The 19,136-nt window shown below is 67.4% G+C and carries 18 protein-coding genes; 9 read left to right on the forward strand and 9 right to left on the reverse strand.

Annotated elements, in window-relative coordinates; all coding sequences use genetic code 11:
• The first annotated feature begins 53 nt into the window (after nt 1-53).
• From ACYQ5L_RS37965 to ACYQ5L_RS37980, 4 genes are read left to right on the forward strand one after another with little or no spacing between them, the layout of a single operon-like run.
• Nucleotides 54-350: a hypothetical protein gene (locus tag ACYQ5L_RS37965; RefSeq protein WP_459963054.1), complete on the forward strand. Its 297-nt coding sequence runs from the start codon at nt 54-56 to the stop codon at nt 348-350.
• A 38-nt stretch (nt 351-388) separates the two neighbouring features.
• Nucleotides 389-811: a cupin domain-containing protein gene (locus ACYQ5L_RS37970; RefSeq protein ID WP_459963055.1), complete on the forward strand. Its 423-nt coding sequence runs from the start codon at nt 389-391 to the stop codon at nt 809-811.
• A gap of 14 nt (nt 812-825) precedes the next feature.
• Nucleotides 826-1,257 carry a GNAT family N-acetyltransferase gene (locus ACYQ5L_RS37975; RefSeq protein ID WP_459963057.1) on the forward strand — a complete coding sequence of 144 codons (432 nt, stop codon included), beginning with the start codon at nt 826-828 and terminating at the stop codon, nt 1,255-1,257.
• Nucleotides 1,258-1,295: 38 nt separating this feature from the next.
• Nucleotides 1,296-2,438 (forward strand): epoxide hydrolase family protein, encoded by a 1,143-nt coding sequence (locus ACYQ5L_RS37980; protein ID WP_459963058.1) that lies wholly within the window; start codon nt 1,296-1,298, stop codon nt 2,436-2,438.
• A gap of 34 nt (nt 2,439-2,472) precedes the next feature.
• Here the strand turns inward: ACYQ5L_RS37980 and ACYQ5L_RS37985 are convergent, their stop codons facing one another.
• On the reverse strand, nt 2,473-3,219 hold the full coding sequence (locus ACYQ5L_RS37985; protein ID WP_379197356.1) for a glycoside hydrolase family 25 protein: 747 nt from the start codon (nt 3,217-3,219) through the stop codon (nt 2,473-2,475).
• Nucleotides 3,220-3,305: 86 nt separating this feature from the next.
• Nucleotides 3,306-4,646 (reverse strand): glucosylglycerate hydrolase, encoded by a 1,341-nt coding sequence (gene ggh, locus ACYQ5L_RS37990; protein ID WP_459963059.1) that lies wholly within the window; start codon nt 4,644-4,646, stop codon nt 3,306-3,308.
• 218 nt (nt 4,647-4,864) lie between these two features.
• Between ggh and ACYQ5L_RS37995 the strand changes: the two genes are divergently transcribed.
• Nucleotides 4,865-5,569, forward strand: a complete 705-nt coding sequence (locus ACYQ5L_RS37995; protein WP_459963060.1) for an SDR family oxidoreductase — start codon at nt 4,865-4,867, stop codon at nt 5,567-5,569.
• Nucleotides 5,570-5,783: 214 nt separating this feature from the next.
• Entirely contained in the window at nt 5,784-6,116 is a 333-nt protein-coding gene (locus ACYQ5L_RS38000) for a hypothetical protein (protein ID WP_459963061.1), read from the forward strand.
• A gap of 74 nt (nt 6,117-6,190) precedes the next feature.
• On the opposite strand, the gene leuS is transcribed toward ACYQ5L_RS38000, so the two are convergent.
• Nucleotides 6,191-9,061, reverse strand: coding sequence for a leucine--tRNA ligase (gene leuS, locus ACYQ5L_RS38005; protein WP_459963062.1), 2,871 nt, complete (start codon nt 9,059-9,061; stop codon nt 6,191-6,193).
• A gap of 253 nt (nt 9,062-9,314) precedes the next feature.
• Here leuS and ACYQ5L_RS38010 point away from each other — a divergent pair, with 253 nt between their 5' ends.
• Entirely contained in the window at nt 9,315-9,722 is a 408-nt protein-coding gene (locus ACYQ5L_RS38010; protein ID WP_459963063.1) for an SdpI family protein, read from the forward strand.
• A gap of 96 nt (nt 9,723-9,818) precedes the next feature.
• On the forward strand, nt 9,819-10,649 hold the full coding sequence (locus tag ACYQ5L_RS38015) for an alpha/beta fold hydrolase (RefSeq protein WP_459963065.1): 831 nt from the start codon (nt 9,819-9,821) through the stop codon (nt 10,647-10,649).
• 362 nt (nt 10,650-11,011) lie between these two features.
• Here ACYQ5L_RS38015 and ACYQ5L_RS38020 read toward each other — a convergent pair whose 3' ends face one another.
• The 3 genes from ACYQ5L_RS38020 to ACYQ5L_RS38030 all read right to left on the reverse strand — a co-directional run bounded on the left by ACYQ5L_RS38020 (nt 11,012) and on the right by ACYQ5L_RS38030 (nt 12,887).
• Entirely contained in the window at nt 11,012-11,353 is a 342-nt protein-coding gene (locus ACYQ5L_RS38020) for a hypothetical protein (protein WP_459963066.1), read from the reverse strand.
• A gap of 2 nt (nt 11,354-11,355) precedes the next feature.
• On the reverse strand, nt 11,356-11,529 hold the full coding sequence (locus ACYQ5L_RS38025) for a hypothetical protein (protein ID WP_459963067.1): 174 nt from the start codon (nt 11,527-11,529) through the stop codon (nt 11,356-11,358).
• Between the two features lie 197 nt (nt 11,530-11,726).
• The gene (locus tag ACYQ5L_RS38030) at nt 11,727-12,887 is read right to left on the reverse strand and encodes a helix-turn-helix domain-containing protein (RefSeq protein WP_459963068.1); all 1,161 of its coding nucleotides are present in this window, start codon (nt 12,885-12,887) and stop codon (nt 11,727-11,729) included.
• Nucleotides 12,888-13,085: 198 nt separating this feature from the next.
• On the opposite strand from ACYQ5L_RS38030, the gene ACYQ5L_RS38035 reads away from it, so the two are divergent.
• Complete coding sequence (locus tag ACYQ5L_RS38035) at nt 13,086-14,171, forward strand: serine hydrolase domain-containing protein (protein ID WP_459963070.1); 1,086 nt, start codon at nt 13,086-13,088, stop codon at nt 14,169-14,171.
• A gap of 71 nt (nt 14,172-14,242) precedes the next feature.
• Here the strand turns inward: ACYQ5L_RS38035 and ACYQ5L_RS38040 are convergent, their stop codons facing one another.
• The 3 genes from ACYQ5L_RS38040 to ACYQ5L_RS38050 all read right to left on the reverse strand — a co-directional run bounded on the left by ACYQ5L_RS38040 (nt 14,243) and on the right by ACYQ5L_RS38050 (nt 19,126).
• On the reverse strand, nt 14,243-16,303 hold the full coding sequence (locus ACYQ5L_RS38040) for a PhoX family protein (protein WP_459963071.1): 2,061 nt from the start codon (nt 16,301-16,303) through the stop codon (nt 14,243-14,245).
• Nucleotides 16,304-16,446: 143 nt separating this feature from the next.
• Complete coding sequence (locus tag ACYQ5L_RS38045; protein WP_459963072.1) at nt 16,447-17,172, reverse strand: amino acid ABC transporter ATP-binding protein; 726 nt, start codon at nt 17,170-17,172, stop codon at nt 16,447-16,449.
• A gap of 127 nt (nt 17,173-17,299) precedes the next feature.
• Entirely contained in the window at nt 17,300-19,126 is a 1,827-nt protein-coding gene (locus ACYQ5L_RS38050) for an ABC transporter substrate-binding protein/permease (protein WP_459963073.1), read from the reverse strand.
• Nucleotides 19,127-19,136 lie beyond the last annotated feature (10 nt).

Consider the following 19,136-nt stretch of genomic DNA (forward strand, 5'->3'; position numbering starts at 1 on the left):
AATGTCGGAACTAGTTTGCTGGAGATGTCCTTACCACCCGGAAAGGAAGTTCCATGACTACCGCACATGCCGCTCACACCGACCACGCCCATGAGCACGGTGCGAGTTGCGGCCACGTCGCCGTCCCGCACGGCGACCACGTCGACTATGTCCACGACGGCCATCTGCACCGCTCCCACGACGGTCACTACGACGAATGCGAGCCCTCGGGTCACGTCGCCCACGACAGTCACGACCATCGGCACGGCGAGGGCTGCGGCCACGTCGCCGTCCCGCACGGCGACCATGTCGACTACATCCATGACGGTCACCGCCACGCCGCCCACGACGGCCACTACGACGAGCACTGACCGCTCGCTCCCCCGGCCGCTACGCGATGATGCGGATCATGCCCGTGTTCCACCGCGATCCGCGTAGCGGCTTCCGGCCCAATCCGGCCCCCGCCAGCGGTACGGCCAGCCGCGAACTGGCCCGATTCACCCTCGCCGGCCGCGAATTCGTCCTGCGGCAGACCCTGGTCGACCCCGGCGGGCACACCGGCTGGCACTTCCACGACGGAACGCTGCTGGTCCTGGTCACCGGCAGCCCTCTCGACCACCCGGGCACCGACTGCGTGCCGGTCACCAAGCGCCCGTGGCGCATCTTCCGCGAACCCAGCGGCCCCGGCCACGCCCACCTGGCCCGCAACACCGGCACCAAGCCCCTGCGCCTGACCGTCCTCTATATCAACCCACCCGGCAGCCCGCTGTCCCGCAGCATTCCCCCGCCACCCTGCGCCGCCGAGCCGCCCACGGCCGATCCGGCCCGGTGAGGCATGCTGACCTCATGATCGAGGTCGTCACCGTCTCCACCGAACAGGAACTAGCCGACGCCTACGCCATCCGCGTCGAAGTCTTCGTCACCGAACAGGGCGTGCCCGAGGACCTCGAACTCGACGAACTCGACGCCACCGCCGACCACTTCCTCGCCCGCCTCGACGGCAAACCGGCAGGCGCCGGACGACTGCTCGTCCGCGAAAACACCGGCGTACTGGGCCGTTTGGCCGTCCTGAAGGAAACCCGCGGCACCGGCCTGGGCGTCGCGCTGGTCCGCGCCATCGAGGACCGCGCCCGCCAGCGCGGCTTGACCGCAATCGAATTGCACTCGCAGACCCAGGCTCGAGGCTTCTACGAACGTCTCGGTTACTCGGCCTACGGCGATATCGACGACGATGCCGGTATCCCGCACATCTGGATGCGTAAACCCCTGGAAAGCTAGGGCAGAAGTTGTCCTAGGCGGCTTCTACGGTGGATGTCATGAGCGCAGAGATCACTCCCTTCCGCATCGAGATCCCCCAAGAGCAGCTCGAGGATTTGCACCGGCGGCTGGATGCCACCCGCTGGCCGGACGAGGATCCCCGGGCGGGTTGGGGGCAGGGCATTCCGCTCGGGTACACCAGGGAACTGGCCGACTACTGGCGGCATACCTACGATTGGCGGGCGCAGGAGGCGCGGCTCAACTCGTTTCCGCAGTTCCGCACCGAAATCGATGGTCACAACCTGCATTTCGTCCATGTCCGCTCGGCGGAGCCGGAGGCCTTGCCGCTGATTCTCACGCACGGCTGGCCGGGATCGATCGTGGAATTCCTCGAGGTGATCGGACCGCTGACCGATCCGGTGGCGCACGGCGGCAAGGCGGAGGACGCGTTCCACGTTGTGGTGCCGACCATTCCGGGCTACGGGTTCTCCGGGCCCGCCGTCGGCTGGTCGACGGCGCGGGCCGCGCGGGCGTGGGCGGAGTTGATGCGCCGGCTCGGCTACGACCGGTATGCCGCGCACGGTGAGGACACCGGGGCGGCCATCACCCGTCAGCTCGCGGTCATCGATGCCGAGCACCTGGTCGCGATGCATCTGACGGATATCGCGTCGGCCACCGTCACCGCCGAGACCGCCGATCCGGACGATCCGATCGAACAGCGCGCCGTCGAGCGGGCACAGCGCTACCAGTACGAATTCGGGGCGTACGCAATGCTGCAGGCCAGCCGTCCGCAGACGCTGTCCTACGGTCTCGCCGATTCGCCGGTGGGCCAATTGGCGTGGATCGTCGAGCGATTCAAGGACTGGACCGACTCGACGAATGCGCCCGAGGATGCCGTCGACCGGGACGCCATGCTGACCAATGTCATGGTCTATTGGCTCAATGGCACCGCCGGTTCGTCGGCGCGCTATTACTACGAAGGCGCCGCCACCTGGGGCGCTCCCGAACCGGACACCAGCGTGCCGACCGCGGTGGCGGTCATGCCCGAGGACATCGGCGTCCTGATCCGCCGCGTGGCTGAGCAGAACCACAACATCGTGCGCTGGACCGAGTTCGAGCGGGGCGGGCACTTCGCCGCCATGGAGGAACCCGACCTCATCATCGACGACCTGCGCGCCTCGTTCCACGACTACCGCAAGTAGCGAACAGGTCTCGGCGATCGGCCGGTGGCGCGGGTCAGCTGCTACCCGCGCTGCCGGTGCCGCTGCCGGAGAACGGCATATTCGCGAATTGCGCGAAATCGCCCTGGGCGCCGCTGTAGACATTGATGTCCGTGCCGCCGGCGATACCCGGGACATCGCCGGAATCGGTGTACTGCCAGAAGGTCCAGGTGGGCCAGCCGCCGGGGACCTCGGGTTGCTCGTTCCCCCGATAGTCGGCGATCCAGAGCGGGTAGCGGGTGAACTGGTTGGAATTGGCCATGGCCGTCTTCCAGAAGTTCGGATAGGTGTAGATGACGGGCACGCGGCCGGTGAGGGCCTGCACAGTATTCAGATAGCGATGGGTCCAGTCGATCAGCGCGTCGGGCGCCAGCCCGCCGGAATCCTCCAGATCGAGCACGGGCGGCAGGTCCAGGGGTCCGTTCTGGCCCAGCACGATGGTCGCGTAGAGGGCGGCCTGCGGTTCCGGCGGCAGCGCGGGCCGCGCGTAGTGATAGGTGCCGCGGGCCACCCCGGCCGTGCGCATGAGCAGGCTGTCCTGCACGAAGTACGGGTTGACGTAGTTCAGGCCCTCGGTGGCCTTGACCATGGCGAACTGGTGACCGGCCCCGCGGACGGCGAACCAGTTGATCATGCGGCCGTCGATGTGCTGCCAGGACGAGACGTCCGGGCCGTTCTCGGCGGTTGCGGGTGCAGCGGAGATTGCCGCGAGGATGCCGGCCGCCGCGAGACTGAGCAGAACCAAGCGGTTTCGTCGGACCATGCAGACGCACGGTATGGGGGATTACCTGCTTTGACCACCGGACTCGGCCGCGTGTCGCCCGAATGTTAGCTAGTTCATTGCCAACATCAGCCCAACCAGTCGAGAACCGATGCGGCCGTCCAGGACTGCTGCATGCTGCCCAGCGGTGCGCCGGTGAACGGCTCGTAGTACTCGGCGAAGCTGCCGTCGCTGGCCTGGCGCAGGCCCTCGGCGCGCAGCATGAACGACCGCTCGGCCCAGCCGCGGCGGGCGAAGACCCAGGAGAACAGCCAGCTCATGACCGGCCAGACCGGTCCGCGCCAGTATTCGCGGGAACGGAAGTCCTTGGACACCGGCGAGGTCGACGGCGGCAGGGCGTAGCGCAGATCCGGATGACCGCACCAGCGCGGGCCCTCGAACAGGCGCAGCAGCCGGCGTTCGGCGTCGCGGGACAGGCCGCCGGACAGCAGGGGCGCGAAGATCGCCAGGGTTTCGGTGTCGATCCAGCGGTCCGCGCGAATATCGAAATCGCGGGCCGCGCCGGTGCGGGCATCGGTGGTAGCGATGACGCCGGCGCGGAAGTAGTCCGACCATTCGTAGAGCTCGCGCACATCGGCGCGCGGCTGCTTGTAGTCCTCGCCGATATTGGCCAGCACATCGCAGGCCAGGGCGAAGATGGCCGTTACGAAGACGTCCTCGACGGCGAAGCTCATGGTCGAGGCGAGCTGATAGTCGTCGTACCCCGCCCGGCGCATCTGCTCGACCAGCCACATGTACCGGTCGTATTCGCGGTCGCTGGGCCGCTGCGTCGGATCGCCGACCACATGCAGGTCCTCGCGCACATACGGCGGCAGGTCCGGGCCCGGAATCACGTTCTCGTAGGCGCGATCCCAGCGCGGCGAGTTGTCCATGCCGGATTCCCAGCCGTGGTACAGCGTGATGCGCCCGTGCTGCTTGGGATCGCGGGCATAGGCCAGCCAGCGATGCCAGCGCATCAGATCCGGCCAGCGCCGTTGCAGGAATTCCTCCGCGACCGCCCGGGTGCTGCGCCCGTGCCGGCGGGAGTGATCCAGAATCCGTTGCACCGCAATGGCATGCACCGGCGGCTGGGTGATGCCGGAGGTGTCCGGCCCGTCCGGCGCGTCGGCGGCCAGGCGGCGGCATTCCCAGCGGGACGGCCCGGGGAAGTACCCGTCCACCCCATTGGCGAACACGATGTGCGGGATCATGCCGTTGCGCCATTGCGCGGACAGCAGCGTGTCGAGCTCCAGGGCCGCGCGCTCCACGCTCAGCGGGGCCAGGCCGACCGCCACGAAGGCGGCGTCCCAGCTCCACATGTGCGGATACAGCTTGGGTGCGGCGCTGGTCATGGTGCCCAGGTCGTTGCCGCGCAGCAGATAGGCGGCGCGGGCCGCGAGCTGAGTCGGGGTGAAACCCGGGTGTGTCATCGCCCTATTCTGCGACGGAACTCGCAGGTATGCGCGCTGGGTGTACGGCGCGGGGTGGCGGGGGGACAGCGCCTGATCGCCAGATTGCACTCTGTTCGCCTTTTCGTGAATCCGCTGCTTCGATTCCACTCGTGCACCGCTGCCGCATCGATCCGGGCGCGCCGCGACTGCCACGCCCGGAGCATCGTCACCGTCCGGCCCCCAGTTACCGTGATCGCATGGCGAATTCCGTAAAGAACGGCGACACTCGGCCGGCCGCGCTGATCACCGGCGCCAGCCGGGGCCTGGGCGCCGCGATCGCGCGGGAACTCGCGCCGACGCACACGCTGCTGCTGGGCGCCCGCACGGCGGAGTCGCTGAAACCGATCCTGAGTGAATTGCCCGATTCCGCCGGTTGGCCGGTCGAGCTGACCGACTATCCGGCGGTTGCCCGCGCGGCGGAGCCGATCGAACGGCTGGAGGTCTTGGTGCACAATGCCGGGATCGCCGACCTGGGAACAATAGCCGATTCGTCCGTTGCACAGTGGCGGAATACGTTGGAAGCCAACCTGATCGCCGTCGCCGAGCTGACCAGGCTGCTGCTGCCCGCGCTGCGCGCCGGGAACGGGCATGTGGTGCTGATCAATTCGGGTGCGGGGCTGCGCGCCAATGCGGGCTGGGGTGTGTACGCGGCCAGCAAGTTCGGCCTGCGCGCCTTCGCCGACGCGCTGCGGCTGGAGGAACCCGGGCTGCGGGTCACCTCGATTCATCCCGGACGCATCGACACCGATATGCAGCGCGCCATCGTGGCGGACGAAGGGCGCGAGTACCGCCCGGAGGAATTCCTCACCGCCGAAACCGTGGCGCGGGCCGTGCGCCAGGCGGTCGAGACCCCGCCCGACGCCCATCCCACCGAGGTCGTGCTGCGCCCCATTGCGCGGTAGCGCACAAGGCCCACTGCGCGGTAGCGCACAAGGCCCACTGCGCGGTAGCACGTCAGGCCCGTCGCGCCGGACCCGGTCCCGCCCAGTGGGATTCCCGCCCGATTCGCGACGAATTCCGGGAAAACGTTGCGGAATAAGAGGTATCGCCTATGCCGGAGAGCAAGGTCATCGCTATCCTCATGGGCGGGTCGGGCCAAGAACAGGAGAGTTATTCATGGGCCATCGTTTCGCACTGGGCGTCGGTGTGGCGTCCGCACTGCTCACGGCAACCGTCGGGCTCACCGCTCCCGCGGCCGGCGCTTTCCCGCTGGGTGGCGGTGGCGGGATGACCCCGGGCCTGAAGTGCTCGGGCATCACCTGCACCAATAACACCGACCGCGTCTACCTGGTGAGTGGCACCGTGACCTGCCAGGACGAGTTCGGCACCAACTTCGGCACCGTCAGCGCCCGCATCGAGCCGCGCCAGACCGTGGATCTGCAGTACGTCTGCGCCGCCGCCAGCGTGCCGGTCGGCGAGCCCAACGTCATCGGCACCTTCGAGGGCTGATACCCGCTGCGCGACTCGGGCCGGTACGCATGGCGTACCGGCCCGAAAGCATGGCGGCGGTCAGGGATCCGCCGTCAGGCGACGATGTTCACCAGGCGGCCGGGCACCACGATGATCTTGCGGGGATCCTTGCCGCCCAGCAGTTCCGCGATCTTCTCGTCCGCCAGGGCGGCGGCATGCACCGCGGCCTGATCGGCGTCGGCGGGGACGCTGACCCGGCTGCGGACCTTGCCGTTGACCTGGATCGGGTACTCCACCGAATCCGCCACCAGCAGCGCCGGATCCGCGATCGGGAACGGGCCGTGGGCCAGAGATTCGGTGTGGCCCAGGCGCTCCCACAGCTCCTCCGCGATATGCGGGGACATGGGGGCCAGCATGAGCACCAGCGGCTCCACCACCGAGCGCGGCGCACCGTCCGGATAGGTCTTGGTCAGGTGGTTGGTCAGCTCGATCAGCTTGGCGCCGGCGGTATTGTCGCGCAGGTTGGCCAGATCGTCGTCCACGCCGGCGATCGTCTTGTGCAGCAGGCGCAGGGTTTCCGGGGCCGGCTCGGCCTCGGTGGCCTTGACCGCGCCGGTCTCCTCGTCCACCACCAGGCGCCAGACGCGCTGCAGGAAGCGGTGCGCGCCGACGACATCCTTGGTGGCCCAGGGGCGGGAGGTGTCCAGCGGGCCCATCGACATCTCGTAGAAGCGGAAGGTGTCCGCGCCGTACAGATCGCACATCTCGTCGGGGGAGATGGCGTTCTTCAGCGACTTGCCGATCTTGCCGTACTCCTGGAACACCTCGATCTCGGCGCCGGATTCATTGGTCCAGAAGAACTTTCCGTCGCGCTCCACCACCTCGGCGGCCGGAATGTACGCGCCGCGCTCGTCGGTGTAGGCGTAGGCCTGGATGTAGCCCTGGTTGAACAGGCGGCGATACGGCTCGTAGCCGGTGACATCCCCCAGATCGAACAGGACCTTCTGCCAGAAGCGGGCGTACAGCAGGTGCAGCACCGCGTGCTCGACGCCGCCGACGTACAGATCGACGCCGCCCGGATCCTTGGGGCCGTGGATGGCGGGCTTGGGGCCCAGCCAGTACTCCTCGTTCTCCTTGGCGCAGAACGCTTCGGTATTGGTCGGATCCGCGTAGCGCAGCTGATACCAGGAGCTGCCCGCCCAGTTGGGCATGACATTGGTGTCGCGGCGGTACCGCTTGGGGCCGTCGCCCAGATCCAGGGTCACGTTCACCCAGTCGGCGGCCTTGGCCAGCGGCGGGGAGGGCTCGGAGTTCGCGTCGTCCGGATCGAAGGTGACCGGGGCGAAGTCCTCCATCTCCGGCAGCGTCACCGGCAGCATGGATTCCGGCAGCGCGTGCGGTGCGCCGTTCTCGTCGTAGACGATGGGGAAGGGCTCACCCCAGTAGCGCTGGCGGGCGAACAGCCAGTCGCGCAGCTTGTACTGGATCTTGCCGTGCCCGTGGCCGCTGGCCTCCAGTTCGGCGATGACCTTGGCCTTGGCGGCCTCGATATCCAGGCCGTCCAGGTAGCCGGAATTCACCAGCGGGCCCTCGCCGGTGTAGGCGGCCTCCGAAACATCGCCGCCCGCAACGACTTCCAGGATGGGCAGGCCGAAGGCGGTGGCGAAGTCCCAGTCGCGCGCGTCGTGGCCGGGGACGGCCATGATGGCGCCGGTGCCGTAGCCGCTCAGCACGTAGTCGGCGATGAAGACGGGCATGCGCGCGCCGTTCACCGGGTTGGTGGCGTAGGAGCCCAGGAAGACGCCGGTCTTCTCCTTGTTCTCCTGGCGCTCCAGATCCGACTTGGCGGCAATCGACTTGCGGTAGGCGGCAACGGCTTCGGCCGGAGTGTCGGCATCGCCGAAGGTCCAGCGGGCATCGGTGCCCGCGGGCCAGGCGGCCTCGGTCAGCCGGTCCACCAGCTCGTGTTCGGGGGCCAGCACCACATAGGTCGCGCCGAACAGGGTGTCGGGGCGGGTGGTGAAGACCTCGATCAGCTCGGAGCCGGCCTCGAACTTCACCTGCGCGCCGCGCGAACGCCCGATCCAGTTGCGCTGCATGGACTTGACGTTCTCCGGCCAGTCCAGCTCGTCCAGGTCGTCGACCAGGCGATCGGAGTAGGCGGTGATGCGCATCATCCACTGCCACAGGCGCTTGCGGAACACCGGGAAGTTGCCGCGCTCGGAGCGGCCGTCCGCGGTGACCTCCTCATTGGACAGCACCGTGCCCAGGCCCGGGCACCAGTTGACCATCGAATCGGTCTGGTAGACCAGGCGATGGGAGTCGATCAGGGCATTGCGCTCGGCCGGGCTCATATCCGACCAGTCGCGGCCGTTGTCGGAGCGCTTCCCGGCCTCGAACTCCTCGATCAGCTCGCCGATCGGGCGGGCCTTGCCCAGCGCCTCGTCGTACCAGGCGTTGTAGATGCGCAGGAAGATCCACTGCGTCCACTTGTAGTACTCGGGATCGGTGGTCGCGAAGGAGCGGCGGCGATCGTGGCCCAGGCCCAGGCGATCCAGCTGCCGCTGCATGGTGGCGATATTCGACTCGGTGGTCACCCGCGGGTGCGCGCCGGTCTGCACCGCGTACTGCTCGGCCGGCAGGCCGAAGGCGTCGTAACCCAGGGCGTGCAGCACGTTCCGGCCGTGCATGCGGTGATACCGCGCGAACACGTCGGTGGCGATATAGCCCAGCGGATGCCCGACGTGCAGGCCCGCGCCCGACGGGTACGGGAACATGTCCTGGATGAACAGCTTGTCGGCCGGGCTCTCACCGGCCAGCGGGCCGACCGGATTAGGGGCGTAGAACGTTCCCCGTTCCTGCCAGTTCTGCTGCCACTTCTTCTCCACCTGCCCGGCGAGGTCGGCGTTGTAACGGTGTGCAGGAACGTCGCTGGTCCCCGCCGCGGCCGCGGTGGGCGTATCGGTCACACGTGAGTCCTGCACGGTCCTGCCTTCTTGTTCCTAGCCGATCCCCGATAAGGTCGCTCACCAGGGTAAAGCGTGCGTACCTTCACACCCAAAAGAGGTCTGTGTCCCATTCGCCCTCCGCTTCGCTCCGGGCAGGGTTCGGGCCCCTTGGTCCCGATTCTTCCCTCCCTCCGCTCCCCCGCTTCGCTCCTCCGCTCCACTCAGTCCAGAATCGGGACGGCCCGAACCTCGAGCGTGGTCGAAACTGGCGACGATGTAGCCTGACGTGGTGTTCGTGGTGGCGCTCATCCTCTTCGCTCTGTCGGCGGTGGCCGTTGTCACCGGACTCCTCGGCCTGACCGGGACCCTTCCCGGCAACCGCTACTTCGGAGTCCACTCCGAAGCGGCCTTGAAAACCGAGGAGAACTTCAAGCTGGCCAATCGCGTGGCCGCCCCCACCACCATCATGGCCGGCGTCCTGCTCGCCGCCAGCGGCGCCGTGGCCCTCGTCGGCTCCGGCATTCCGGGCCTCCTCATCCCGGCCGTGGCCGTGGTCATCGCCGTCTTCACCCTCGGCGCCGGCGCGGCCGCCGCCGAGAAGGCCATGGCCGCCAACGCCCCCGCCGAGGAAATCGGCGGCTGCGGCAGCTCCTGCGGCGCCTGCTCGCTGCGCGACGCCTGCCAGCCCGCCGGCTGAGTCCTGTCCCGTCCATGACCTCCGCGGTCATGGACGGCCCGGCTCGGTGACAGCACAGTGGGACCTGCCCAGTCACCTAGACCCGGAGGACCCCCCATGGCGCAGTCCGCCCTTGCGACCGAACTCGGCGTCGTCGAAGGAACACTCGGGCACGGCCTGCCCTACCTGGCATCGGGATCCGGGCGCCCACTGGTGTTCCTGCGCTGGTTCACCCCGAATTTCGCCAATCCCACCGGCTGGATGCGGGATTCGGAGCTCAAAACCCTGCGCCCGTTCGCCGAGCGATTCCGCGTCTACGCGGTGAACCGCGCGCCCGGCACCCCGGCGGGCACCACCATGGCCGACGTCGCCGCCCAGCACGCCGCCGCCCTGCACGCGGAATTCGGCGAACCGGTCGACGTGATCGGTGTCAGCTCCGGCGGCTCGATCGCCCTGCAACTGGCCGCCGACCACCCCGAGGCCGTGCGGAAACTGGTGACCGTCTCCTCGGGATACCGGCTCGAGCCGCACGCCCGGGCCGCACAGCTGAACTACGCGGAAGCGGTCGCAGCAGGCCGTCGCGGACTCCACCACGGCGCGGCGATCACCATCAAGAATCCGGCGTTCGCCCGCCTGGCCGCACCACTCATGTGGCTGGTGGATCCGTTCGTGCGCCCCGAGGACCCCGCCGCCATGCTGAACTTCATCCGCGCCGAAGACGGCTTCGACCTGACCGACCGTCTGAGTGAAATCACCATGCCGACACTGATTCTCGGCGGTGACAGCGACGCCTGCTATCCGATCGCGAACTTCCATCACACCGCCGACGGCATCCCGGACGCACGCGCGATCGTCTACCCCGGAGCATCGCACCTCAGTGCCATCAAGGATCCCCGCCTGATCGCCGACGTCCTGAATTTCCTCAGGTGTGACAGTCGATGGACGTGATCAGTGTGTCTTCCGGCAAGTGTGCGATTTGTTCGGTAACGAACGTCGTCCACTCCGCTGCCCGCACGTCGCTGACATCGGCCCGCAGACCGAGGTCGCCGCGTTCGTGCCACAGACCGTCGACGACGAGGTAGGCGGGATGCCACGTATTGCGGGCCAGGTACTCACCAGGACCTAACGACACACCGCGCCGCAGTTGGTCATGCGATCACCGGGAACTGGTGGCGGCATTCCGCGAGAAGGGTCCGCCACCAGTTCCCGGTCGACGGTGTTTCAGATCGAGTGACGGTGCGCGAACTGGGCGATTCGATCGGCATGCCCGAGCAGCCGCTCGAGTTCGGGACTGTACAGGTCGGTATCGATCATGAGGCCGTGCTCCGTTCGGCGTCGACGCCGGTCGTGCGGGCGTGCACGGTCTCCGGCGACAATGTGACCACAGCGGCCACGGCTACGAGTTCGGGCGGGATTTCGCCGCCAGCGAAGTGGGCGGCGCTGGGAACGAAGACGGCGTCGACGCCGAGCCGGTCCACGCTGACCCGCAACCGGTGGATGGGCCGGTCGGTGTGCGGACCGAACACAATTGTCTTGCGCAGATCGAAGCCGAGTTTGGCTGCGCTACCGCGGATCTCGTTTTCGTCCCACTGTTGCCGCGCCCCAGAGACATCCGAGCGCAGGTAGCCGGTAGCACTGGGCTGCTTGAACATGTTCAGCACCCCCGCCCGAGCGGTACGTAGGTGCGTGACGACTCGGCAGCTATCCGCGCCTGGATCTGCGCGACGGTCGGCCCATGATGGTGGCGTGTGGTGCCTGTCTGGATCGACGTTGCCACCGCCGAAACCAGAACGAGCGCAAGAAGTGCGGCGGTGAGGATGATTTCCATGTCGGGACCTCCGGCTCGGTGCAACGGATGGAGTGCACCCGGCCACAAGGATGAAAGGGACAAGCTGGCTTCGAGTGCTGAGATCAGCTTCACCTCAGCGGGATTCGGCCACAATGGCACTTTCCGCGATGACCGTGCGGAAGTGCCACTGGCAGCGCGTGGGCAACCTTCGATCGGAACCCGAGAAGAATTGAGACTCAGTATTCGAGCTTGATGAGGTCGGCCAGCTCTCGCATGTCGTCGGTGAGGGTTCGCCGTTTGGTTATCAACCGGCCGAGCAGATCGCGCGCGAGTCGCTGCTCCACCAGCCAAGGTCGTGCTTCACGCGAAAGTTGCTGCAGGACTTCGAACACGGTGTCATAGCGGCGCAACTCCAGGTGAGCGGAGGCCACGTCGAGCAGATGTCTGTTCCGGTTGTCCGATGTAGGCCGGAGCCCAGGCGGTACGTCACGAGCCAGACGCAGCGCCAGATCCGGTCGGTCGTCGACCACGGCGTTCTCGACCCGCTTCATGGCGACCGTCGCCGGACCGAATGTTGTCCAGTACTGGTGATAGCCGCCGGACTCGCGGCGTATCGCGATCGCTCCAGCTTGTGCCAGCCGCATCATGTCGTCGGCTTCGTCTGAGCGGTTGTCTCGTATCGCTGCAGCCGATCCACGCAACAGCAGCCACCCCCACGTGGAGATCTCCTGCTCTGTGGCCACCGACAGCCGCGGCTCCACACGGTCCGCCCACTGTGCGGCCAGGTTGCGCACCTGCTCGAACTGTCGCTCGACGAGCAGCAACCAGCACAACGTGATCACTGCCGATCCAGCATCCAACACGTTTCCGGTCGTCTCGGCCTCGGCGAGAGATCGTTCGAGCGCCACCCGGGCAGGCTGAAGTTGCCGGGTCTGCACCATCACCGATCCGGCCAGTTGCAGAATGCGAGAGCGCATCAGGGGGGATGCGCCTTCGCCTTCGTTGACCAGTCCGGGCAGGATTCGAGATAGATGGTCGTATTCGTTGTCGTGGTACAGCTTCACCGCTGCGATGAGTGATTCGCCGAGACCGCGTTCCTCGGCCGGGTCCAAGGGTTCCGCCGGACCTGGTGTCGTAATGGCATGACAGGCGGCCTGCCAGATCTGGCCTGCGCGGCTCTCCGGCGGTGCTGGATTGGGGCCGAGAAGCGTCGAAAGCGGACATTGCAGCGCGACAGACAAGCGGCGAAGCTTGTCCATCCGAATGTCGTCGCGCTCGCCTTGCTCGATCTTCCGAACGAAGGACAGGGAGACACCCGAGATCTCAGCAAGTTCGCGCTGACTGAGTCCCTTCCGTTTCCGCACAGACCGGAGGCGCTCCCCCAGATCCCCGCTCATGGGCTCCAGGCTAGGACGGTCGGCCAGTTTCTGCACCGTGTTGGCAAAGCCCAGGTGGGATCAGGCGATGCGTCCCTATGCACCCCGTGTCAGCCGCTCTGTCAGGCCGGTGACTGCCCGGTGTCAGGACGGCAGGCGAATGTTGCTCCCGTGATCAGGTCCCGCCCGGGGACAGCGGATTCGAAGGAGCGCAACGCCATGACCATCAACCTCACCGACCAGGATCGTCCGGAACTGCGAAAGGTCCTGCGGGACATGATCGAAGCCGGATTCACCGGCGTGTCGCTGCGGGTGTGCGACGAGCAGGGCGAGTGGGCCGCCAGCGCCGGGGTGGCCGAGCTGGGCGGGCACACCGAGCCGCCGATCGACGGGCACGTGCGGATCGGCAGCAATACCAAGACCTTCACCGCGACCGTGGTGCTGCAGCTGGTGGCCGAGGGCAGCATCGAACTGGATGCCCCGGTGGCCGGGTACCTGCCGGAGCTCGGGTTGGACGAGCGGATCACGGTGCGAATGGTGTTGCAGCACACCAGCGGGATCTTCAACTTCACCGGCGAGTACTTCGAGGACGGGACCGTGGTGCCCGGCATTCCCGCCACCACCGCGGGCAAGGAGTGGGTGGACAACCGGTTCCAGACCTACACCGCGGAGGAGCTGGTGCGGTTCGCGCTGGCCAAGCCGGCGCGCTTCGAGCCGGGCGCGGACTGGAGCTACTCCAACACCAACTACGCCCTCGCCAAGCTGCTGATCGAGAAGGTCACCGGCCGTTCGTTCGCCGCGGAGGCGCAGCGGCTGATCATCGGGCCGCTCGGGCTGTCGGGCACCGTGGTGCCGGGCACGGATACCGAGGTCCCCGAACCGCACGCCCACGCCTACTACCGCTACGACGATCAGACCGTCGATGTCACCAGCCAGAACCCGTCGTGGATCTCCAATGGCGGCGACATGATCTCGACCACCGCGGATCTGCGCACCTTCATCGCCGCGCTGGTGGGCGGCAAGCTGCTGCCGGCTGCGCTGCTGGCCGAGATGCTCACCCCGGAAGCCAAGGTCGGCTACGGCCTGGGCGTGTTCGTGCAGCCGCTCGCCGGAGGCGGCACCGTCATCACCCACAATGGCGGGGCCGCGGGGCACGGCGCGCTGATGTACAGCACGCCGGACGGCGGCACCATCCTGACCGCGGCGCTGAACTACATCGACGACGCCGACCTGTCGCTGGCCCCGGCGTTCCAGGCCGCGACGCAGCAGCTCGTCGACGCGGTGTTCGGGGGCGAGCAGGACTGAGATCTCGACAGCAGCGAGGGTGGACCGGCTCCGAGCCGGTCCACCCTCGTCATGCGTTGTGCCCCTGGGGACTACACGCCGATCTCGCCGCCCTTCTTCCAGACCGCGACCACGGACGGACGCGGCTGGTTGGCGCCGCCGTCGGGCCAGTGCGAGGAGGGCTTGTCGGCCGAGGCGCCGTCGGTCTCGCCCGGGTGCTGCACGCAGACCAGGACGCGGTCCTTGGTGATGATGGGACCGCAGGTCTCGGCGCCGATCGGCACGGTGAGGAACTGCTTGGTCTCACCGCGCTTGGCGCCCTCGAGGGCGACCGAGAACAGGCCGTCATTGGACTTCAGCGCATTGCCGTCGGTGGAGATCCACAGGTTGCCGTGCGGGTCGAAGGCCAGGTTGTCCGGGCAGGAGATGGGGCTGACCTTGGTCTTGTCGAAGCCGGCGAAGTAGGTGTCGGCCTCCTTCGGGTCACCGCAGACCAGCAGCAGGGACCAGGTGAACGAGGTGCCCTTGTGATCGTCGACGAGCTCGAGGACCTGGCCGTTCTTGTTCTGCTTGCGCGGGTTGGCCTCGTCCACGCCGGCCTTGCCCTCATCGCCGCGGTTCTTGTTGTTGGTCAGCGCGACATAGACCTTGCCGGTCTTGGGGTTGGCCTCGAAGTCCTCGGGGCGGTCCATCTTGGTGGCGCCCACCTTGTCGCCGGCCAGGCGGGTGAAGACCGCGACCTCCTCGGCGGTCATGCCGTCGACCAGCGACTTGCCCTTGCCGTCGGCGCCGGTCTCCAGCAGCGGAATCCACTGGCCCTTACCGGTGAAGCCCTGGTCCGACGGGACCTTGCCGCTGCCGTCGATCTGATCCGGGTGATCGCCGGTCAGCTTGGCGACGTACAGGGTGCCCTGATCGAGGATGGTCATGTTCGCCTTGCGGGCGGCGGCGGTGTCGCCCTTCTCGATCTTCTTGGACGATACGAACTTGTACATGTAGTCGAAGCGCTCGTCGTCGCCGGAGTAGGCGACCACGGTGCCGTCCTCGGTGACGTAGATATTGGCGGCCTCGTGCTTGAACCGGCCCATGGCGGTGTGCTTGATCGGGGCGGAGGAGGGGTCCCACGGATCCACCTCGACCACATAGCCGAAGCGGTTGGACTCGTTCGGCTCCTGCGCCACATCGAAGCGCTTGTCGAAAGTCTCCCAGCGCCGGGGCATTTCGCCCTGACCCGCACCCGGGTGGCCGAGGCCGTAGCGCTTGCCGCGGGCCTGCGCGGCCGGGTCGGCCAGCACGCCGGCGAAGTACTGGTTGAAGTTCTCCTCGCCGGAAAGCACGGTGCCCCACGGGGTCACGCCGCCGGAGCAGTTGTTGAGGGTGCCGAGCACCTTGGTGCCGGTCGGGTCGGCGGAGGTCTTGAGCAGATCGCTGCCCGCGGCCGGGCCGGTGAGGGTGAACTCGGTGGTGCCGGTGATGCGGCGGTTGTACTCGCCGATGACGGGGGTGAGCTTGCCCGAGCCGGCTTCGCCCTTGACGCCGACCACCGAGAGCCCGTGCGCGGCAAGGGAGATCTCGAACTGCTCGCGGGTGGGCGCGTCGGGGTTGTAGCCGGCGAACATGAACGGCTCGGTGGTGTATTCGTGGTTCACCACCAGCAGGAATTCATTGTCCTTGCCGGGGACCGGCAGCAGCGCCGCGAAGTCGTTGTTGAAACCGAACTGCTTGGCCTGGGCGGCGGCGGTCTGCTTGCCGAAGTCGAACTGCGGCGCGTCCTTCAGCACCGGATCGCCCCAGCGAATGACCACGCCCTGCTCGTAGCCCTCGGGGATGACGACCGCATCCTCCTTGTTGGGGGCGACCGCGGTGAAGTCGGTGCCGGTCCCGGTGCCCGCCTCGGCGGCGGTATTGGTGGTGGTGTCGTCGCCACAGGCGGCCAGCACGCTGCCCGCGCCGACCGCGAGCACTACGGCCGCGCCGCCCTGCAGTACGCGGCGACGCGACATGGCGGCCACGATATCGCCGAAGTACTCGTTCTTCGAGTCGTTGGGGACCTCGTGGAAGCACGCGTTGCCACACTTGTACTGGCAGGTGACCGACGCACGCGAGGACGCGCCGTCGTGCTTCACGAAGAGGGCCAGGGGTTTCAGAGTCACTGCATGCTCCCAAGTTCGGTCGTTCGGGCGCACGGTAACCAGGTTAGGAGAGCCGGAGGAGACGGCCAGGTGAACAACCGACCAATTAGGTTGCCCTTAGTTAGCCGGGGGGATGCGGCAGGCCGCCGCATCCCGCCTCCGGTTCAGAGCACCTGGGAGAGGAACTGCCGCAGGCGCGGCGTCTCCGCATTGTCGAACAGTGCGTCCGGGGTACCGGTTTCGACCACCCGACCATGATCCATGAAGACCACCTGATCGGAAACCGAACGGGCGAAACCCATTTCGTGCGTCACCACGACCATGGACATACCGCCCCGCGCCAGCTCCGCCATGAGCGCGAGCACGCCCTTCACCAATTCCGGATCCAGCGCCGAGGTGGCCTCGTCGAAAAACATGAGCTGCGGTTTCATGGCCAGCGCCCGCGCGATGGCCACGCGCTGCTGCTGTCCGCCGGACAGATTGGCGGGCCGCACATCGGCCTTGCCCGCCAGCCCCACGGCCTCCAGCTGCTCCAGCGCCAGGGCGCGCGCCTGCTCCTTGGACAAGCCGTGCAGCTTGCGCGGTCCCAGCGCGATGTTCTCCGCGACGGTCATGTGCGGGAACAGATTGAAATGCTGGAACACCATGCCGATCTTGCGGCGCAACTCGTCCGGGTTATCCCGCAGCACTGACTTCCCGTCCAGCAGGATGTCACCCTTGCTGGGCTCGTACAGCCGGTTGAGCACCCGCAGCAGCGTCGACTTGCCCGAGCCCGAGGGCCCGATGACCGTGGTGGTCTTCCCCGCGTCGACGTGAATGTCCACGCCGCGCAACACCTCGTTGCCGCCCAGCGTCACATGCAGCCCGGTTCCGGTGAGGGAGGCACTCATGCGGCAGTGTCCTTTCGAGCATGAGCGGGGCGCGCCCACCCGTCGCCCGACCGCCACCCCCCATCGAATCGCTTCGCGATGCGGTCGCTGACGGTTACGCTCCGCTGCCTCCTCCGCGCCTGACCGCTCATGCTCCACGCCCTTCCGTGATCACGGCCTGCTCGACCGGGTCGATGGTCTTCTCGTCGCGGCCCGTGCGCATCCGGTTGTCGATGTAGTTGACCAGATGCGTGAGCGGGATCGTCAGCACCAGATACACCAGGCCCGCCGCCACCAGCGGCGACAGATTCCCGGTCTGCGCGTTGAGATCCCGGCCCACCGCGAACAGCTCGCGCTGGGTCGCCAGCAGACCCAGGAAGTAGATGAGCGAGGAATCCTTGATGAGCGCGATGAACTGGTTCATCAGCGCGGGCAGCACCCGGCGCACGCCCTGCGGAATCACCACCAGGGTCATGGCCTGCCGGTAGCCGAAGCCGATGGCGCGCGCCGCCTCCAGCTGACCGGCCTCCACGGACTGGATGCCGGAGCGGAAGATCTCGCCGATATAGGCCGAGGCCAGCAGGCCCAGCGCCACCGCGCCCAGCCAGTACGGATTATTGCCGGTGAGGTTCTTGACCACCGGGCCCACGCCCAGGCCGATCAACAGGATGATGACCACCGCGGGCAGGCCGCGGAAGATATCGGTGTAGACCCGGGCCGGCCAGCGCAGCCAGCGCGTGCGGGAGATGCCCGCGACCGCCAGCAGCATGCCGATCACCGTGCCGAGCACGCCCGAGACCACCGCCAGGATCAGGGTATTGGGCAGACCGGTCTTGATCAGGTCCGGGAAGGCCTTCTTGTAGAGCTCCCACTCGAAGAAGGTGTCCTTCAGCTGCGCCAGCGTCGACTTCGGCTGCACCGCGGAGTTGTCCGGCTTGCCGTCGGCATTCTGGGCCGCGATGGCGGCGAAGTCCGGAAGCTGCGGCGCGGGAGCGGCTTTCGAGCCCGGCTTCCAGCCCGGCGGCAGCTCGCGCGGCACCCAGTCCTCGTAGAGCCGGCTGTAGGTGCCGTCGGCGATGACCGCGTCCAGCCCGGCATTGAGCGCGTCGATGAGCGGCTGGTTGTCCTTGCGCACCGCGTAGCCGACGAAGTTGTTGAGGCTGAAGGTGTTCTGCACGATCGAGGTCGGATCGCCCGGCTTGATGGCGCCCACCGCCTGCGCCGACGGAGCCACCCAGGCGTCGATCTGCCCGGTCTTCAGATTCGCGTAGGCGGTGTTGTAGTCCGGGAACTTCACCGGGTCCAGGCGCAGCTCGTTGACCACGTACTCGTCCTGCACGGTGCCCTGCACCACGCCGATCCGGGTGCCGCTGTTCAGGTCCGAGAAGCCTCGGATGGCACTGCCGTTCGGCACCACCAGGGAGAAGTAGCCGAAGTCGTAGCCATTGGTGAAGCCGACGGTATTCCGGCGCGCGTCGGTGGTGGTGATATTGGACGAGCCGACATCGAAACGCCCATTGGCCACCTGCGCCAGCAGGCCGGCGAACTCGGTGCCGGTGAACTCCACCTGCAGGCCGATTTTCGCGCCGATGGCCCGCAGCAGCTCATTGTCGAAGCCGGTGAAGGCGCCCTTGGAGTTCACGCAGATGCTCGGCGGCGCGTCCGAGAGCGTGCCGACGCTGAGCTTGCCCGGCGTAATGAGGCCGAGCTTGCTCACGTCGACGCGATCGAGCGATTCGGTGCGCGCCGTCGTGTACTTGTCCGAGGACGGCGTCTGCGGCCCGGTCGCGAGATTGGTGGGCGCCGCGCTGGCGGCCGACAGTCCGGGTGGCGAACAGAGGTCGGTGTTCTGGGCCACTGCGGGCCCGGCTCCGGCCGCCGCCAGTCCGAGAGTGACCAGCAACACCCCCGCGACCGCCAGTACGCGAGGTCGCCGACCTGTATGCCGGGACCTGGACGTGCGCAAGCAAACCATGACAAACCAC

This window comes from Nocardia sp. IFM 10818 (assembly GCF_054655275.1).

Bases quoted from the DNA above. Each gene is read 5' to 3' on its own strand.
- ACYQ5L_RS37965 (WP_459963054.1), top strand. From the start codon at position 54: ATGACTACCGCACATGCCGCTCACACCGACCACGCCCATGAGCACGGT.
- ACYQ5L_RS37970 (WP_459963055.1), top strand. From the start codon at position 389: ATGCCCGTGTTCCACCGCGATCCGCGTAGCGGCTTCCGGCCCAATCCG.
- ACYQ5L_RS37975 (WP_459963057.1), top strand. From the start codon at position 826: ATGATCGAGGTCGTCACCGTCTCCACCGAACAGGAACTAGCCGACGCC.
- ACYQ5L_RS37980 (WP_459963058.1), top strand. From the start codon at position 1,296: ATGAGCGCAGAGATCACTCCCTTCCGCATCGAGATCCCCCAAGAGCAG.
- ACYQ5L_RS37985 (WP_379197356.1), bottom strand. From the start codon at position 3,219: ATGGTCCGACGAAACCGCTTGGTTCTGCTCAGTCTCGCGGCGGCCGGC.
- ggh (WP_459963059.1), bottom strand. From the start codon at position 4,646: ATGACACACCCGGGTTTCACCCCGACTCAGCTCGCGGCCCGCGCCGCC.
- ACYQ5L_RS37995 (WP_459963060.1), top strand. From the start codon at position 4,865: ATGGCGAATTCCGTAAAGAACGGCGACACTCGGCCGGCCGCGCTGATC.
- ACYQ5L_RS38000 (WP_459963061.1), top strand. From the start codon at position 5,784: ATGGGCCATCGTTTCGCACTGGGCGTCGGTGTGGCGTCCGCACTGCTC.
- ACYQ5L_RS38015 (WP_459963065.1), top strand. From the start codon at position 9,819: ATGGCGCAGTCCGCCCTTGCGACCGAACTCGGCGTCGTCGAAGGAACA.
- ACYQ5L_RS38020 (WP_459963066.1), bottom strand. From the start codon at position 11,353: ATGTTCAAGCAGCCCAGTGCTACCGGCTACCTGCGCTCGGATGTCTCT.
- ACYQ5L_RS38025 (WP_459963067.1), bottom strand. From the start codon at position 11,529: ATGGAAATCATCCTCACCGCCGCACTTCTTGCGCTCGTTCTGGTTTCG.
- ACYQ5L_RS38030 (WP_459963068.1), bottom strand. From the start codon at position 12,887: ATGAGCGGGGATCTGGGGGAGCGCCTCCGGTCTGTGCGGAAACGGAAG.
- ACYQ5L_RS38035 (WP_459963070.1), top strand. From the start codon at position 13,086: ATGACCATCAACCTCACCGACCAGGATCGTCCGGAACTGCGAAAGGTC.
- ACYQ5L_RS38045 (WP_459963072.1), bottom strand. From the start codon at position 17,172: ATGAGTGCCTCCCTCACCGGAACCGGGCTGCATGTGACGCTGGGCGGC.
- ACYQ5L_RS38050 (WP_459963073.1), bottom strand. From the start codon at position 19,126: ATGGTTTGCTTGCGCACGTCCAGGTCCCGGCATACAGGTCGGCGACCT.